This is a genomic window from Saccharolobus solfataricus (assembly GCF_900079115.1).
Lineage (GTDB): Archaea > Thermoproteota > Thermoprotei_A > Sulfolobales > Sulfolobaceae > Saccharolobus > Saccharolobus solfataricus.
Map to the genome: position 1 here is coordinate 221521 of NZ_LT549890.1, position 16507 is coordinate 238027.

General features: G+C 32.8%; 21 protein-coding genes, 2 tRNA genes, 1 other RNA gene and 1 pseudogene. 6 read left to right on the forward strand and 19 right to left on the reverse strand.

The features are described 5' to 3' along the window. Positions 1 to 2 precede the first annotated feature (2 nt). Both SSOP1_RS01270 and SSOP1_RS01275 read right to left on the reverse strand, forming a co-directional pair. Positions 3 to 542 (reverse strand): endonuclease dU, encoded by a 540-nt coding sequence (locus SSOP1_RS01270; RefSeq protein ID WP_009990520.1) that lies wholly within the window; start codon positions 540 to 542, stop codon positions 3 to 5. Beyond that, positions 523 to 1716, reverse strand: a complete 1194-nt coding sequence (locus tag SSOP1_RS01275; RefSeq protein ID WP_009990521.1) for a Cdc6/Cdc18 family protein — start codon at positions 1714 to 1716, stop codon at positions 523 to 525. Before SSOP1_RS01275 ends, SSOP1_RS01270 begins: the two co-directional genes overlap by 20 nt. Before the next feature lie 454 nt (positions 1717 to 2170). Here SSOP1_RS01275 and SSOP1_RS01280 point away from each other — a divergent pair. Then, positions 2171 to 2244, forward strand: a tRNA-Ala gene (locus SSOP1_RS01280). A gap of 4 nt (positions 2245 to 2248) precedes the next feature. On the opposite strand, the gene SSOP1_RS01285 is transcribed toward SSOP1_RS01280, so the two are convergent. The 7 genes from SSOP1_RS01285 to SSOP1_RS01315 all read right to left on the reverse strand — a co-directional run bounded on the left by SSOP1_RS01285 (position 2249) and on the right by SSOP1_RS01315 (position 6234). Then, positions 2249 to 3580, reverse strand: coding sequence for a tRNA(Ile)(2)-agmatinylcytidine synthase (locus tag SSOP1_RS01285; protein WP_009990523.1), 1332 nt, complete (start codon positions 3578 to 3580; stop codon positions 2249 to 2251). Further along, positions 3577 to 3828, reverse strand: a complete 252-nt coding sequence (locus SSOP1_RS01290) for an Lrp/AsnC ligand binding domain-containing protein (RefSeq protein WP_009990524.1) — start codon at positions 3826 to 3828, stop codon at positions 3577 to 3579. Before SSOP1_RS01290 ends, SSOP1_RS01285 begins: the two co-directional genes overlap by 4 nt. 350 nt (positions 3829 to 4178) lie before the next feature. After that, positions 4179 to 4482, reverse strand: an RNA gene (gene rnpB, locus SSOP1_RS01295) — RNase P RNA component. Positions 4483 to 4506: 24 nt separating this feature from the next. Further along, positions 4507 to 4674 carry a preprotein translocase subunit Sec61beta gene (locus SSOP1_RS01300; RefSeq protein ID WP_009990527.1) on the reverse strand — a complete coding sequence of 56 codons (168 nt, stop codon included), beginning with the start codon at positions 4672 to 4674 and terminating at the stop codon, positions 4507 to 4509. A 24-nt stretch (positions 4675 to 4698) separates the two neighbouring features. Beyond that, positions 4699 to 5445, reverse strand: a complete 747-nt coding sequence (locus SSOP1_RS01305; protein WP_014511517.1) for a phosphoglycerol geranylgeranyltransferase — start codon at positions 5443 to 5445, stop codon at positions 4699 to 4701. Beyond that, positions 5396 to 5719, reverse strand: coding sequence for a transcriptional regulator (locus SSOP1_RS01310; RefSeq protein ID WP_009990531.1), 324 nt, complete (start codon positions 5717 to 5719; stop codon positions 5396 to 5398). The genes SSOP1_RS01305 and SSOP1_RS01310 overlap by 50 nt, the downstream gene beginning before the upstream one ends. Positions 5720 to 5874: 155 nt before the next feature. Continuing rightward, positions 5875 to 6234 carry an SWIM zinc finger family protein gene (locus SSOP1_RS01315; RefSeq protein WP_009990533.1) on the reverse strand — a complete coding sequence of 120 codons (360 nt, stop codon included), beginning with the start codon at positions 6232 to 6234 and terminating at the stop codon, positions 5875 to 5877. A gap of 511 nt (positions 6235 to 6745) precedes the next feature. Here SSOP1_RS01315 and SSOP1_RS16035 point away from each other — a divergent pair. Further along, positions 6746 to 6919: pseudogene (locus tag SSOP1_RS16035) on the forward strand (putative integrase); the annotation flags it as partial. A gap of 21 nt (positions 6920 to 6940) precedes the next feature. On the opposite strand, the gene SSOP1_RS01320 reads toward SSOP1_RS16035, so the two are convergent. From SSOP1_RS01320 to SSOP1_RS01350, 7 genes are all read right to left on the reverse strand, one after another. Then, positions 6941 to 7015 (reverse strand) — tRNA-Val (locus SSOP1_RS01320). Positions 7016 to 7041: 26 nt separating this feature from the next. Then, positions 7042 to 7506 carry a RecB-family nuclease gene (locus tag SSOP1_RS01325; protein WP_009990536.1) on the reverse strand — a complete coding sequence of 155 codons (465 nt, stop codon included), beginning with the start codon at positions 7504 to 7506 and terminating at the stop codon, positions 7042 to 7044. Beyond that, positions 7478 to 8455 carry a DNA cytosine methyltransferase gene (locus tag SSOP1_RS01330; RefSeq protein ID WP_009990537.1) on the reverse strand — a complete coding sequence of 326 codons (978 nt, stop codon included), beginning with the start codon at positions 8453 to 8455 and terminating at the stop codon, positions 7478 to 7480. Before SSOP1_RS01330 ends, SSOP1_RS01325 begins: the two co-directional genes overlap by 29 nt. Next, positions 8433 to 8969, reverse strand: coding sequence for a transcription factor E (gene tfe / locus SSOP1_RS01335; RefSeq protein ID WP_009990539.1), 537 nt, complete (start codon positions 8967 to 8969; stop codon positions 8433 to 8435). Before tfe ends, SSOP1_RS01330 begins: the two co-directional genes overlap by 23 nt. After that, complete coding sequence (locus SSOP1_RS01340) at positions 8962 to 9444, reverse strand: tRNA methyltransferase (protein WP_009990542.1); 483 nt, start codon at positions 9442 to 9444, stop codon at positions 8962 to 8964. The genes tfe and SSOP1_RS01340 overlap by 8 nt, the downstream gene beginning before the upstream one ends. Positions 9445 to 9494: 50 nt before the next feature. Next, entirely contained in the window at positions 9495 to 10565 is a 1071-nt protein-coding gene (gene hflX, locus SSOP1_RS01345) for a GTPase HflX (protein ID WP_009990543.1), read from the reverse strand. After that, a complete protein-coding gene (locus SSOP1_RS01350) occupies positions 10562 to 11059 on the reverse strand; it encodes a multiprotein bridging factor aMBF1 (RefSeq protein ID WP_009990544.1) in 498 nt (165 codons plus the stop codon). Before SSOP1_RS01350 ends, hflX begins: the two co-directional genes overlap by 4 nt. Positions 11060 to 11131: 72 nt before the next feature. On the opposite strand from SSOP1_RS01350, the gene SSOP1_RS01355 reads away from it, so the two are divergent. The 3 genes from SSOP1_RS01355 (at position 11132) to SSOP1_RS01365 (ending at position 13539) form a co-directional block, all read left to right on the forward strand. Next, the gene (locus tag SSOP1_RS01355) at positions 11132 to 12313 is read left to right on the forward strand and encodes a proteasome-activating nucleotidase (RefSeq protein ID WP_009990546.1); all 1182 of its coding nucleotides are present in this window, start codon (positions 11132 to 11134) and stop codon (positions 12311 to 12313) included. A 64-nt stretch (positions 12314 to 12377) separates the two neighbouring features. Then, complete coding sequence (locus SSOP1_RS01360; protein ID WP_081225702.1) at positions 12378 to 12824, forward strand: PUA domain-containing protein; 447 nt, start codon at positions 12378 to 12380, stop codon at positions 12822 to 12824. Continuing rightward, a complete protein-coding gene (locus tag SSOP1_RS01365; RefSeq protein WP_009990550.1) occupies positions 12817 to 13539 on the forward strand; it encodes a proteasome assembly chaperone family protein in 723 nt (240 codons plus the stop codon). Before SSOP1_RS01360 ends, SSOP1_RS01365 begins: the two co-directional genes overlap by 8 nt. Here the strand turns inward: SSOP1_RS01365 and tgtA are convergent. Both tgtA and SSOP1_RS01375 read right to left on the reverse strand, forming a co-directional pair. Further along, positions 13507 to 15018: a tRNA guanosine(15) transglycosylase TgtA gene (gene tgtA / locus SSOP1_RS01370; protein ID WP_009990551.1), complete on the reverse strand. Its 1512-nt coding sequence runs from the start codon at positions 15016 to 15018 to the stop codon at positions 13507 to 13509. The genes SSOP1_RS01365 and tgtA overlap by 33 nt on opposite strands. Further along, on the reverse strand, positions 15015 to 15455 hold the full coding sequence (locus SSOP1_RS01375) for an Lsm family RNA-binding protein (protein WP_009990555.1): 441 nt from the start codon (positions 15453 to 15455) through the stop codon (positions 15015 to 15017). The genes tgtA and SSOP1_RS01375 overlap by 4 nt, the downstream gene beginning before the upstream one ends. 46 nt (positions 15456 to 15501) lie before the next feature. Here SSOP1_RS01375 and SSOP1_RS01380 point away from each other — a divergent pair, with 46 nt between their 5' ends. After that, the gene (locus SSOP1_RS01380) at positions 15502 to 15900 is read left to right on the forward strand and encodes a DNA-directed RNA polymerase subunit G (RefSeq protein WP_009990556.1); all 399 of its coding nucleotides are present in this window, start codon (positions 15502 to 15504) and stop codon (positions 15898 to 15900) included. Here the strand turns inward: SSOP1_RS01380 and psmB are convergent. Next, positions 15897 to 16487, reverse strand: coding sequence for an archaeal proteasome endopeptidase complex subunit beta (gene psmB / locus SSOP1_RS01385; protein WP_009990557.1), 591 nt, complete (start codon positions 16485 to 16487; stop codon positions 15897 to 15899). The two genes, SSOP1_RS01380 and psmB, sit on opposite strands and share 4 nt — an antisense overlap. Positions 16488 to 16507: the final 20 nt, after the last annotated feature.

Here is a 16507-nt window from a genome sequence, read left to right on the forward strand (position 1 = left end):
TTTTATATTTTTTTCTTATAGTGAGCTAAAAACCTTCCCAAACTACTTGCGATTATATGAGCACTCTTCAACACCTCCGGTATTTTCGAATAAATTTGATATTTCTCTATAATTGATTTAGCAAGACTTAATTCAACTGTAGAGTAAAGAAAAACGTTTCCCCTCTTTGTGGGAATCTGTTTAAGATTATTTAAAACATAGAGTATCTCTCTTACTCTTTCCGTATCAGATTGGAAGTGCTTCATAAGAGTCTTTTTAATCAGATCTATTTTCGGCATCTTAGAATAAAAGAAAATCATCCTATCGGAATAAGGTACAATATAGTTGAAACCAGCAAATATCACACCATCTAAAATAACAATATCACCTTTTCTTAACTGTTTAAAAACATTAGTAGCATCATTTCCATCAACAGTTATGAAACCCCAATCTAAATCAATAATCTCGTAATCGTAAAAAGTAACCACAACTAGTGCAGTTTTGCCTTTTCCTCCCTTATACGATAATGGAAAGTAACCATCATCAACTCCAGAGATCAGCAAACCTACTATCGCTTTCTATTAAAGATCTAACAATTATATTCTTATCAACAGCTAAACCTATCTCCTTAGTCTTGCCATATCTACCCCGGTTAACAACCTTGGCTGTTAGTATCCCTACCATATCTAATTCATTTATAATATCACTAACTCTTCTTTGAGTAACAGCTTCTACACCTAACTTCTTACAAATGTTCAGATAAGTCTCATATACAGCACCAGTAGTTGAAACTACATTTTCTTCGGAGGATATAGAAACAACTGCCATAAGAACTAACTTAGAGTGAAAAGGAAGAGTTAATATAATATCTCTTACTCGATCTCTCTCTATTTCTTCCTTAGCCATATACACATACTCTTCTTTAACCTTAGTGTCTTTCATTCTTTCAGCTATTTCACCAGAAACTCTTAAAAGATCCAAGGCTCTACGCGCGTCACCATGCTCTCGTGCAGCTAGTGCAGCACATAATTTAATTACATTATCTGGTAAAACTCCAGGCTTGAATGCCATTTGTGCTCTCTTTGTCAAAATATCTTCTAACTCTTCCGCATTATAAGGGGGGAAAATTATCTCCTCTTCACTTAAACTACTTTTAACTCTAGGATCTAACAGATCTACAAACTTAACATCATTAGTTATTCCTATAAAAGATATCTTACTCTTGTTCACCTCACTATTAATCCTACTTAATTTGTATAGAATATCATCATTATACTTTTTAACGAAAGCATCAATCTCATCTAAAACTATGACGACTTGTGAACCGTAGTCTCTCACTGCTTTTACCAATCGTCTATACAGTTCGGCTATTGATAACCCGGTAAATGGAACCTTTACATCTAGTGATTCCAACAGATCAGCCAATACCCTATATGGCGTATCTATCTGTCTAGTATTAATATATACATGTTTAAATTTACCAAGAAATTTCTTATGTAATTTAGATAAAACAAACTTCACTACGGCTGTCTTTCCCGTCCCAGTCAGACCGTATATGAAAATATTGTTGGGTTTCTCTTCCCTATATAATGGAGCTAAAATACTTGCAATCTTTCTTATCTGATCCTCTCTATGTGGTAACTCGTCTGGGATATAATCAGGCAACAAATATTCCCTATTTATGAAGATGCTTGATGTCTTGAATGAAGAAATGACCTCATCAATTATATCACTCATCTCTTAACTTACTTTTACTGATACATCTTTTAAGACGGATGTTATTTAACTGGGGAGTAAAAAACCCCTTTGTTTCCACTGGAGAACTTAAGGTAAATATAAATTAAGTTTACCAGAGACCTACCCCATTGTTTCGTTTGGAAAATTATTAATATGATATAAGCCTAGAATTGTCTTCTTATCAATTCCTTTTGTATAATGTTTATCTTATTTATCTCAATTAGCTAGATTAAGTAATTTCCAGAGGAAATAGATGGGTCCCACTTCGCTTTTAAATGGTATTTTGTGGACTTGTAGAATTTTCATTAAGAGTTAAGAGGCATTATAAACCTAAATTGGACATCTAATCAATAATTGAAAGTTAATAGTAGATCAGTAAAAATCTTCAACAGATTAACTAAGCATATAAACGGGTAAAATTTTTAACCTATACTTGTCTTTATTTTTATTCGAGGGGCCGGTAGCTCAGCCTGGAAGAGTGCTCGGTTTGCACCCGAGAGGTCCCGGGTTCAAATCCCGGCCGGTCCACTTTCTATAGATGATAATCAAGCTTATATAATGTTGATCTATACATCTCTAGGAACTTTCTCTCCTCATAAAAACTTGGTTTATTGTTTTCTAGTTCTAAGAATATAGGCTTAGTAAGATGTCTGTAAGATCTAGTTTGGTACATTCCTAATGATAAGTTTCTCATTATATTTTTTGTACTCTTATTAGTTGTATTTATAATATATTTACACTTTTTACATCTATATCCCTTATTTTTTCCTAGAGAGTTTGTAGATCCGCCACATCTGGGACATTTGGGATTGACTAACTCTAAATCGTATAATTTTAATATTTCAAACCTCTCCAGCTCTATGATCTTTCCATAAGCTATGGATGGTTTTACGGCTCCATAAGCTACTATTTCGTCACCCTTTTTTAATAATTTAGCTGCACTATTTAACTCCCCAGTTTCTTTATACACAAATAATATGTCATTATCAGTAGTTTCAACTATTACATCTCCACCTTCAAGTATCCTTACATTTTTTACTTGTACAACTTTCTTAGTTTCCTGGTAGAAACGGTTACCGATTTTTTGGAAGTGAATATCAGTACTTTGATTGGTCTTAAAAATGGCAAAGAAATCAATATCCTCATTTGACTCTATTAGTTCCATAGCCTTAATTAGATGTTGTATGGAGGCTCCTCTAATTCCATATAGGATTGGATCAGTTCCATGTGGAGTTATAAGGGGAGTGTCATTTATGTAATCGTAATTTGCAAATGTTAACGGAAACGTTGATTCATCAACCCTCTTTACTGAATCTTTATTTATCATTCTCTTTTTGAGCCAATTTTCTTTTTTCCTGTAAGTAATTAATTCATATGTGTAATCCCCACTCATTCCTAGCCCAGCAATACTTCCAATAATACCTCTATCTCCTCTAAGTTCTATATCGTTTTTCTCAGCGAATTTTTTCGCATAGTCAATAGGAATGATATCTGATATTCCCTTAATATAGAAATCGTATAATTTGTCGAATAAAGTGATATATTTATCATATTCCATAATTGCTATTCCAGGTTTTCTTCCATGCTCTAGTGCTAGTGAAACATCTTTAACGTATTCAATAGAATATGAAAAAATTATATCTGCTAGTTCTTTTTTTGTTCCATTAAACTCAACAATAAGTTTTATGCTCGCATTGCCTCTTGTCTTCCAAGGTATATTGGGGTTTAATCTAACTAGGTAAGGTAAGTCTAATAAAATAGTACTATGATTTTTATATAAATAGGAGGTTAGAATTACAGAAAAATGTGTAGTGCATCCAAACTTGTAGGAATCGTGGTCGTCAATCCCTATTACATATTTCATTTCTTTATTACACTTCTTCCCTCCATTATTATCATTGTTAATGTTGATCTTACTTTTGGTATCTTTCGAATAGAATTACTGATAAAATTCTTAAGTTTGTCCATATTTTCAGTTTCAACTTTTATTACAATATCATATACTCCATAAACTACATACGCTTCTACTACTTCATTCATGTTTTTTAGCTTTTCGAATACTTCTTCCTCTCCTCCAGCATCTGTATTTATAAGGACTATTGCACTAGCCACTTTTATCCACAGAGTTTTAATTTTATATAGCTATAAGAACTTTGCGACAATTAATGTACTTTCCATGATTGATTTTGTAAAGAAGAATATATAAAGGTATCCTGAAGTTAAATGATTTCCAAAACGATGTGGATGACGAGGAGTGTACAAACATTAGCTTTTAGAGAGATTATAATTAATATATTTTATCCTAAATATTAATTTTTCTCTTTTATAACGTTTCAAGATCTTATTGATAAGGCATAATACTTCATATATTAAGATAATATTAATGTCCAGATCCATACATACTTTTATATTTAGATTAGTATATTTCAATACAGTCAAGTTTTCCCGTTATATATTAGTAGGGATCCCTAGCATAACCCGGCTTCTGTACTGAGGGGATTCGACTAAGCGTACTATAAGGAGTCAACCCTTTGCTCATCCCCCTTCAACTTGCTCCCAAGAGGTCTACCGTTTCAAGCCCTAATACTTTCATCTATCATGTACTACTAGCAATTACTTGCTAGTAGGTCCAATCATCTATCTAGTATTAGGGCTTCGTTTCTGTGTAGTAGCCAGGGATTCTATCCCTACCCCTTACGGGGTTCTTGTAAGGGTTGGAGGCCGGAGTTTCCTCAGGGTTTGCCCCGTTACCCCCGCTAGGGATCCCATAAATAATGTTCTGTTATATCTTTAAAATAGTTTTGTAATCACTATAACGATAATTGTTAATGCTAAACTTGCCCCTATTACGATTTTAGGACTTATCTTCACCTTCTCGTTTTCCTCTTCGTAATATCTAATTAACCCTGCCATTGACATTACTGGCACAGTTTCTTTTTTCTTCTTTGAGGAAGGCATTATAAATCACTCCCTTTCTTTGTATTATTTATTCTTTATTCCCCTTATTATTTTTATTGCCTTATTAACGTCGCTTTCAATTATATTTCCGGTTACAATTATATCTGCTCCAGCTTCGACTAATTTTAAAGCAACTTCTACGCTTCTTATTCCACCCCCTACTATTAGCGGAATACTGGAAGCATTTTTGATAAAAGATATCATTTCCGGCCTTATTGGTTCTGGGGCTCCAGATCCGGCCTCGAGATAAACGAAACTCATTCCTAAATATTCCGCAGCTAAAGTATAGGCAGTTGCCAACTCAAAATTATCATAAGGTATTACTCTGGCCTTACCTATATGCGCTGCAGTACCTCCGTGTCCCACTATTACATAAGCAGTTGGTATTACCTCCATTTGTAACATTTTAATGATCGGAGCAGCGACTATTTGCGCCCCTATTATATAATAGATATCATCAGAGTTTAATAGTGACATAAATAACAATGCGTCCGCTTTCTCAGATAATAGGTTTATATTGCTAGGGAATATAATCTTTGGTATTTCATAATCATCAAGTAAGGATATAACAAAATCTAATTTATCTTTAGAAACACCTAATGTACCTCCAATGAGAAATGCGTCAGTTCCAGCGTTGTATAAGTTCTTAGTAATATATTTAAGTTCATCACTAGAATTAATTTTAAAGGGATCTATGAGAGAAAAATGTAACTTCTCATTATCATTCAACTTGTCTATGAGATATTTCTTCACTTTCCCCTTCAATTTCATTTTCTTCTTCAGTATTCTCATTAGTCCTCTCTTTTATTTGTAATCTTCCTTCCAGATACATGTCTATGAACTTCGAGTAAGCATTTGCTTCATCGAATACAGGAGGGACTTCAACTTCAGTATAAAGTCCACAACTCCCGCATGTAATTGTTGCGATATTATCCTTTATCTTTACACTAACTGAAACCTTTCCACATCTAGGGCACTCAAAGGTTTTTGGTAACTTTGGCTTTACCCTGATAATTTTAGTTCTCTTTCGTCTTTTTCCTCCCATACTCGACCACTATTTATTTTTACTTTTTCTCTTTTTCGTATAAATGTCTTTTGTAGTTGAAGGCTTTATTGGAAATTCCATTAGTATTATATAAATTATTATAAATGTCAATATCAAAATCCCGGATATAAATACTAACTGTATATCGTTCAAAGTCAACTCTCCACTTTGTTCAATATTCTTCTTAGTTTTAAAGATTTTCCATAAGCGTATATCTCAGTCAGTATTTCTTTGAAATCATCTGCATATAATTCTATCTTTGTTATTTGATCCTTCTCTAATGCATATTTTAAACCTAAAACGTGATAGCAAAAATCATACTTGCCTCTTAGAACTACATTGAATATATAGAAGGAACAACTACAGAAATTTAGGTTAAGAATGTAATCGTTATTACGTCCAATGTAAATAAATATTCTAAACAGCGCATCATTGAGAGTTAGACTTACAAATCTTCCCTCTTTAACTACTCTTCTAGCTTTCAATAGAAGCCTATTAGTTTGATTTGAAGACACTTATAATTGTTTACCACATTTATGGGTTAATAATTTATCTGGTAATAAGTTTCAGCTATTGTTAATGGTCTGTAAAAATGTTAATATCTGGTAGAATTTCTAATTTCGTTATTATATTGTGTTTGGTTACTCGTTACAAGTAAAACTCTCGTAATATTATGTGTAAACTGCTTAAAGGATTATGTAATATCAAAGCTTGGTTAAATTACAAAATTAAGTATTTTTGTGATTACCTTTCAATTCTAGCATTTTTATGGTAGAATTTTACTAATTGTATAGCTTATAAACACGTCTCGGCAACTGCAATATGGAGCATAAAAATAACGGAAAGAGAAGACGCGTTATAAATATGGTGTAGCATTTATAGGAAAATCGTTACACTTTTACGTTACGTTAAAAATATATAATAAATCTTTCCTGGTTAGATGAAAAATGTTTATTGATAAGCTATAATATTAAGAAGTATAATGAAAGATATTTATAAATACATGGATAAATATTTTGACTTTTTATGATAAGGGAATTTCCTAAAACTACTAATGGTGATGTAATCATAAGGGAAAGAAAAGGGAAGTATTATGTCTATAAATTGGAAACGATAAACGGTGAGGTAAAGGAAACTTATGTTGGTCCTTTAGCTGACGTGGTTGAAACATACGAAAAATTGAAAGATAGCAGTGGGGGTGTGAGGGTATCCCCCACAACATGGGCCCGCTGGGATTTGAACCCAGGACCTCCGCCGTGTCAGGGCGACGTCCTAACCAGGCTAGACGACGGGCCCTTAATACTAGGTTATTGTTTTCTCTTTTAAACTTTACCTTCTACTAGTTGTAAATACTTACATAAAAAGAAGGATGCTAGACTCACGGCTCCAAGATCTTGAGTATCTTCTAATATTCTTACATATTCGCCTAGAGATTGCTCAATTTTGTTAAAACCACCTCCTTCTAGCCCAGAAAATACTATCAAGATCTTATCATGTTTTATCATATCATTAAAGTCAATTTGTTTTTCAGCATTCTGTGAGACTAGGAGTGTAATTTCTGGTTTTAATAACTCTATAGCATCCTTTAGTTCTGGTAGAACCAAAATAGGCTTATTGTATTTAAATGCTAGTTTGTTTACTTCAGGGACTCCAGATTGGGCTGCTGTTCCGCCTACCTTTGTAAGAACGAGATACTTTACGTATTTTACATTAAAGGCTAATTTGGAAAAGTCTAAGAGTCTTTGATTACTAGTGAGATTATGTAGGCCGAAATATAGTTCTTTCATTTAAGATACCCAAAATCTCTTTAGCTATAGCAGTAGATAAGGCTACTGGAACAGATTCACCTACTTGATTATATTGCTCATCTTTACTTCCTAAAAATACATGATCGTCAGGATAACTCATTAGTCTAGCTTGTTCTCTTACAGTTAAGAATCTATCATGGAATGGGTGTATAAATCTGGAATTGCCCAAAATCGTAGGTGCTAGATCAAATGGAGAAAGTCTGATATATAATGGTATACTTCTTCCTTTACTCGCCCTATACATTGTTAAATACTTACCATATCCAATTTTAGAAATTTTCAGAAGTTTTTTCTCATTAGGCTCACTTACTTCGTTATTAGGAACATCCAGCTTGTTATCTAAATCATGAATCGCGTCGTAAACTGTGATTCTTTTTTGATTTTTAATAGGTGATATTCTAACGTTTGAGATGAACACTCTACTTCGTTTAGATGGATTACCATAATCTTCAGCATGTAGTATATTGAAGAATATATTGCCATATCCAGCTTTCTTAAATTCATTGATCAGAGCATCTCTTAATGATTGAGTTTCTATAATTGCTGGAACATTTTCCATAACAAAAATTTTCGGTTTCACTTCGTCCACAATCCTTATGAATTCCAGTGTTAAATTCCCTCTTTGATCTAAATATAGTCTGTCTAAAGGATCTTGCATACGTAAGGGGTTAGCTGCAGTATATCCCTCACATGGAGGGCCTCCAATTACTACGTCTATATCATTCCCCACGTTTTTTAAGATTTCTCCTCCACTTATTTCTCTTATATCATCTTCTATTACTATTGTATTTGGAAAATTTAATGAATATGTTCTAGTTGCTGCATGATTTATGTCTATTGCTAATTTAGGTTCTATTCCTAGTTTTTTAAAACCTAATGAAAATCCTCCAGCTCCAGAAAATAGATCAATGATTTTTATTAGCTCCAAGTTTTGTCTCCTTGTCTATTTCCTCCTCTATTTGTCTTATTTTTTGCTCTAAGAAGGACTTAATTTTATCCGTATCATAATAGGTTAGTTGCGATCCACATTTCAAGCATTTAAATTCATTTTCAAACGCTTCTTCAAATGAATATCTACTATTATCTTGAGGGCATATAAAGAACGTATTATTTTTCTCATATTCCAATCTTGTCTTTAATTTATCTAATATTAATCTTTTCCTATTTAACAGTATTTCATTAATCTGGTCTATGTTAGGTTTCCAGTAGTAAATGAACCAACCACTATCTTTATCTCTTGTTTTCCTATAACTTACAAAACCTTGCTCCTCTAGTAAATTTAATTTCTTCCTTACATCATTAACTTTTATATTCAACTGATTCGCTATTTCTTCATCAGTCATTTCGGTTCCTTTATCTAATAATATTCTTAGAACATCAATTACATCATCCCCTAACAAACTTTTGGCTAGATTGATAAACAGATCCTCTGCGTTAACCACTTCTTATCACCTTCTTACCGGCTTTCTGAGGTAATATCTTTATTTTTGCATCTTCAAATTCCATATATAGCTCTCGTCCTTTATAAATTCTGTCTAAAAAGATTGCCAGTGCAGCCACTTCAGAATGTGGTTGATTCCCTATTGCTATGTTATAATCTGCATTGTGGTAATACCAACCTTCAACTTTTTCTGCTCCTACAATTATTAGTAGTGGATATTTTATTTTTTCAAATCTATCTTGGAAATCGTTAATATTAATACCATACATAGTCAAATGTATTATTGTACCTCCTTTTTCTTTCCATTCATTTACTATACTCTTTCCATTTTCAATTTCCTTTACTAAAAAATATGATGAACCACCCCAACTATCTATAACTTTTAAGATGGATTTCACCATTTTTTCATCTTTGCCTTCTATATAAACACCCTTAGCTCCAAAAGCTCTTGCTACTAAGATTACGTGTGTAGTCACTCTTTTATCTCTAGCTGGTCTATGTCCTAATCTTAAAACGTATATATCTTTTAACTCAACTGAGTTGCTAGCTGGTATATCTTATCCCTTAATAATTCAAGATTTGTTCTCTTTAAAGCTGATATAGGTATAACGTCGAATATTGGGGAGTATAATTCTTTGGACAGTTTCTCTACTAGATCAAGCTTTTTATATAAATCTCCATTGATTTTGTCAATTTTATTAAGGGTTACTAGTATAGGCTTACCAGAAACCCCTATTTCTCTTAAAATTTCGAAAGAGGATTGCAAAGTCTCGATTAAGAGATTTTCTGAGAATGTAGAATCTATTACAAGAATTAACGCATCTGAGTATTTTGCTTCTGATAGAGTGACAAAGAAAGCGTCTACTATTTGTGGCGGAATTCCTCTAATAAACCCTACAGTATCGACTAGCATAATCTTTCTATTATTTATGGGGATCGCATATCTTTTAGGAGACATTGTAGTAAATAATTTTGTATCCACTTTCTGTGTTAATCCAGTTAGTGAGTTAAATAGTGATGTCTTTCCAGAGTTAGTATATCCTACGATTCCGATAGAAGGAATATTATTTCTCTTATTAGATTCTATGGATTTTTCTTTAAAAATCTTTATACTTTCTAGTTCCTTCATTAGTTTATTGATTCTCCTTTTGTAAAATTTTATTGTAGATTCTACTCCATATGTTCCTGCTCCTAAGGGACCTTGTTGCTCGCCTATTTTTGATTTAGTATATGTTTCTTTTATTATCGGTAGTTCATACTTAAGCCTGGCCAGTTCTATTTGCATTTTTGCCTCTTTTGACCCTGCATGTAGTGCAAATATTTCTAAGAGAAGCAGTATTTTGTCTAAGACCTCTTTTCCTTTCAGTTCTCTTCTTATATTTATAAAGTGCCTAGGCTTAAGTTGTTCGAATATAATTAACGTGGAAATTTCCTCATCGTTCTTGATTTGTTGTAGCTTATCATATTGTATATAAAATTTCACATTAGGCGATTTTGGTAATTTATAAATACTCGTTACCTTATAGTTAGCCCCCTCAACTAACGCTATTGCCTCTTCCTCAAACTCTTTAGATACAAAAAGAGCAGCTGTTTTCACTTCTTTCCCTCTTTAATATTTACCACGTCCCCTAAAGTTAATCCAGTGTCATCAAATTCTTTCTCGCTTTCTTCGTTATTTTCTAATGGGGTAACTAGTTTAATGCCAAGGATTTTCTCTAATTGCCTAGCTTGAGAGATTGTAGGTTTCAATTTACCACTTTCAAATCTTTTAACAATGTTTTCTGATACTTTTAATTTTTGTGCTAGCTGCTGCTGTGAGATACCCAATTGTTCTCTAGCAGTTTTAATAATCTTGTAATAATCTGTTACAATTTCTAATTCAGCATTTTCCATTTTGGGTGGTTTAAGAGTGGCTTTCTTACGTGTTTCGCTTTTCTTACTATCTGCCTTTACTATCACTGCATGTTTTCTTATTCTATCGTAACACGAATTACATACAGTAATAATTGAGCCTTCATACGACACAGTTATACCTTTACCACGAATTTGAGATCCACATAATTCACAGTATTCTTCACTATTAGCTTGCATATAAATACCTATTGTAAATACTTGTATTAAACGTTTTTAGTCTATGCTAAACAAGTATATATACGGGTTAAATTGTCAGGGGATTTCGACACAATAAGGGATGCTTCTTCTCCGGATGAAGTTCAATTAGTTAGATTATTAGAAGAAAAAATCAAGTCATTGCAAATTGAAATTGAAAATCTAAGAAAAGAACTAAATTATTATAAAGCAGAAATGGAAAAAATGTTAAGTCCTCCGCTAATAGAGGCAGTTGTATTGGACGTTTTACCAGACGGTAGAGTTCTAGTTAGAAGTTCGTCAGGGCCAAATTTGGTAGTAAATATAGCTAGTCATATTGATCAAAAATTAATAAAGCCTGGAATATCTGTTGCCTTAAATCAAAGAGGATCTACTATACTGGAGGTTTTACCACAGAAGGAAGATCCAATTGTAAAGACAATGGAAATTATTGAAAGACCTAACGTAACTTATTCTGAGATCGGTGGATTAGAAGAGCAAATAAGGGAGTTAAGGGAGGTCGTGGAATTACCTTTAAAGAATCCTGAGATATTTAGGGAGATAGGAGTAGAGCCACCAAAGGGAGTTTTACTATATGGTCCGCCCGGTACAGGGAAGACTATGTTGGCAAAGGCAGTAGCCACTGAGAGTAATGCTGTGTTTATTCATGTTGTTGCTTCAGAGTTTGCACAAAAATTTGTGGGGGAAGGCGCTAGGATAGTTAGAGAGCTATTTGAGATGGCTAAAAGAAAGGCGCCATCAATAATCTTCATTGATGAAATTGATGCTATAGGTGCTAAGAGGATAGATATAGGAACTAGTGGAGAAAGAGAGATACAAAGGACGCTAATGCAGCTCTTGGCCGAACTTGATGGGTTTGATCCATTGGATAATGTTAAGATCATAGCAGCTACCAATAGGATAGATATATTAGATCCTGCGTTATTGAGGCCTGGTAGATTTGATAGGATAATAGAGGTTCCTTTACCTGATTTTAAAGGGAGAACTGAGATATTTAATATATATTTAAAGAAAATGAAAATCGAAGACAATATAAACCTTGAGCTATTATCTCAGCTTACAGAAGGGTTTAGTGGTGCAGATATTAAAAACGTTTGTGTTGAAGCTGCATATATGGCAATTAGGGACGGTAGGAATAAGGTAACGATGAACGATTTAGTTGAGGCTATAAACAAGATTAATGTTAAAAGGAATAAAATGGAAAGCATGAAAGAGAGGCGAGAGAAGTATAGCTAAATATAAAGAGTTTTTAAGTAAACCATCAGAAGCGAAGTATAATGAGATCTTAACTTTACGTTCTATTGCTGAATATCAATTCGATTATAATGTTTCTAGATGTTTATTCCCCGAGGATCAACACTTTTTAATTCAAAGATCCTTAAATACAAGGAAAATTAGAAATGTGCTAACTAGTAGGGGAGAATTATATTTAGTATTAAGGGCTCAAGATGTTTTATTTTCTCTTACGTTGTTAAGCGGGAGTGTAATTAAGGAGTGTTCAAAGTTTCCAGAATATAGGGTTATAATACCTAATAGTTTCGAAGAATTCATAAAAAATGGAAGGAATGTCTTCTCTAAACATGTAATAGCGGTTGATAAGCGAATAAGGGCTGGAGATGATGTAATAGTTGTGAATGAAAATGACGAGTTAATAGCAATAGGTAAAGCTAAATTATCCGGAGAAGAAATGATGGAGTATAGAAGAGGTATGGCAGTTCACGTGAAAAGAGGTGTATTAGATGAGTAACGTTAAGATAGTAATAAAGAAAGATTTAAGTGAATTAAAAGGTTCTACATTTATAACTGGATTTAGAACTATAGGGGAGGTAGGATATTTAGCAATAAGGCATTTAGCCTTGAAAAGAAAAATGGAAAGAATAGGGTATGTTGTTACTAAGTATTATAGAGATGTCACGTTTTTAGATGATTATGGCATTGCAACGCCTTTCGATATATTCTATGATAAGGACAAACATTTAGTACTATTACTTAATCATATTTTGCCATTTCAACGTGAATGGAATGATTTCGCTTCAGAGGTTATAAAATGGGTTAAAAAATTATCAATAAACAATATACTTCTTGTAGGAGCACTAGATAAAAGGTATAAGGTCGGAAATGAGAGTTTAAAATGGTTAAAAACATCAAAGTGTAAGCTGAATTTAGATTACCCTCAGTTAGACAAGCAATTACTAATGGTGGGTCCATTAGCTTTATTCACTTTACATTCTGAAATTGAAGATTTGCCAGCATTAGTTTTGTTACCATATGCAGATCGTGAAAGGACAGATCCAGTAGCAGCTGCAACTGCAATAGAAGTTTTAAATAAAATGCTTAGCTTAAACGTTAGCGTAGATGAATTATATGAAGAGGCAAAAAGAATAGAGGAAGATTTACAACGGCAGATGGAATTATTGCAGAAAGAGTTATCAAGAGGAAGTGCTGATAGAGTCTATATGTAAGCCTAGTTTTTCACAGTTAATTAACTCTACTTTTTGGTAATTATTACGTCTTAAGAACGAAATGATTTTAGTTTTCATATCGTCTATTACATCTTCATCTATTTCATTTGGTATCTCGAATTGAGATAGAGGATAAGAATCTGAGATCTCTAACGGTATTAAACCAAAAAACGGTACTGCTATAAATACGTCGCTCTCATTACGATCAGCTATTTTTTCCCTTATTTTTTCCTTGAAATCATAAGCAGTATCACTTATTGCTTTATCATAGCAATATATGGATATTTTATCTTTCTTTTGTATGTATCTTTCTAGAAATCTCGAGTGACGTATAATTTCTGGCCTATGTAAAGAGTTACCGTCAAATAAAAACAAACCTTTTGGATCTCCCCTTATTCTAGGGTCAAATTTCTCTAGATAATCCTTATATTTCATCAATCGTTTGAATGCAGAATATACTGCTGGATGAGAGTAAGCTTTTTCTTGGAGATATTCAAATAATCTTCCTTCCTTAATCGCCTGTTTAGTTGCTTTAAATTCTTCTAAAATAGTATAAAGGTTATGAATAGCCAATGCTTTTGTTCTTTCTTTCTCATTCATTTCAAGTAAATCCTTAGGTGTGTATTTAGAGCATATTGGACAAGAACATGGAAAATATTCTAAATCCTCTAATTTGTATACGCGTGTCCTAGTAATATATCTATTGTCTCTGGCATATATTATATATGAAGCAGAGTCAAAACTGTCAACTCCTAACGCTACTGCAAATGGAATGATATGAGGTAACCCTCCTCCAAATAGATGAAACGGGATTCCTCTTTTTATGTTAGATTTAGCAGTATAAATCATGTCAATTACAGTATCATACATGTACTTCTCTAAGAGAACTGTTGGGCTACCAAGAGCGGCCATATTGTATATATGTTCAAATTTAGATAGACCTTCAGCAGAAGTCTTAACTAGATCAAGATATCTTCCTCCCTGTATTGGATATACCCAAATGATATTGTTATCTTGATTTTTTACTATGATTTCTGAAGCTTCTTCCGCTCTTTTTAATGTCTCATATACTGTCTTTTTAGCGTTATCATAATCATTTATATTCCCGGTAGGTAAATCTAATATTACTCCGATATCTGGTTTTATTTTAAGCTGATAATTCACGATCTGGAGATTGGTTATTCCTATTTCTCCATACTCTAGAATTTGATATGCCCCTGAATCTGTCATTATGATCATTTCTTCAGAGCGTAACTCCTTATGGATATCATCCTTTATATAGTTATTTTTGTATAATATGTAAGAATTTGTGATAAAGTTTTTAAATCCTATATTTCTTATCTCATCTATCGATATTTCATCTTTTTTTAATACGTTAATTACTGGAAAGAATGCTGGAGTTTCTAAGGTACCACTTCTTGTTCTTAAGGTTCCTATTCTCCCTGCTAAGTCCTCATATTTTACTTCAAATACAGTCATAGACCTAATTCCTTTTTCTTTTTATTTATATAATCATTATATAAGTCGTAAATTCTTTGTGCCATAGGTCCGCTTCCTTCTACTCCATTCTGTGATACTTTAATTTTTTCTAGAATTGTTACTACACTTGTTTCATCGTAAACTTTTATATCAGCTGGTCTTAAATTTAGGGATTTTTCAACTAATTCCGCAAATTCTCTTGGCTCAAATAGAGGAGGATTCTTAATTATTATCTCAGAAATTGAATTTCCATTTATCATTAACTTATAGAAAGTGTTATTGCTATCATCCTTAACATTTGTTAAACTTATGATAAATGGTGAAAGTTCATATGCATAAAGTTGACCAGTATATGTTTTACCATTAGTAGTTTTTACAATAACAGTCTTATCTATTAGGTTATTTAATTCGCTCGAGATTCTTCTTCCACTACTCATATTATAGTCCCCAATAACGTTAATAAATTAAAACTTAAATAGTAATATGATGGAATCAGTGGCACAAGAAATAATTCTAAGTTGTGAAATAAATAGTATAGAAAGAGGTAGTCTAAAGAATTTATCAATGGTAAACATGTCTTGCAATGGCTTTAATGTAAGTTTTGATATAATTGATAGCATAAACATATTTAGTCAAAAAGAAAAGGTAAAGGTTATAATTTCTAAAAATAGACCTTCATATTCTCATGATGACTTCTGTGGACACGGCTATATCGTTACTGAACTTAAAGATTCTTCTTTAAACAATGGAAATAAATATACAACGATAATTTCATTATATGGTCTTCTAGTAAAGATAATAAGTAATAAAGAAAGCTTCCTTAGAACATCTCAGCTAAATATCATGGATCATGTTTACTTTTGCGTGAAGAAAAACAATTAGTATGGGATGAATTTATTTTCGTAGTTCCCTTTCTTATCTATTATAGCTAAATCTATCCCATCTCCAGATGTGATATCACGTTCTATTGATGCTTTTATCGCCTTTGTTATTAATTGTGTTGCTACATCTAAACTCATATTGGGATCATATTCAGATTCAAGAACTCCTATTGCTATCCTGGCTCCTGATCCTACAGCAGCGTAATTATCTTCAATTAACGAGCCTATAGGGTCTAACACATAAAGTTGTGGACCCTTTTCATCGACTCCTCCAAATAGAATTTCTGAAATGAAAGGCATCACTTTATACTGGTATAGTATTACCGAAAGTAATTTAGCTGCAGCATGAACAGAGATTGGTTTACCAGTTGAAACCTCATAGTACTTTATTTCTACATTCATTATTCGTGTCAAAGTCTGCAAATCGCCATATATTCCAGCCCCTGCCATGAGGAATTTATTTATTTTATATACTTTTTTTGCTTGTTTACTTAGTACGTAACCACCATAGCTTAATCGTCTCTCAGAAGCTAATACGATTCCATCATTTACCTTCAAACCAACAGCAGTTGCAGGTAATTCTTCCATGCTAGTTTACCCATAATATA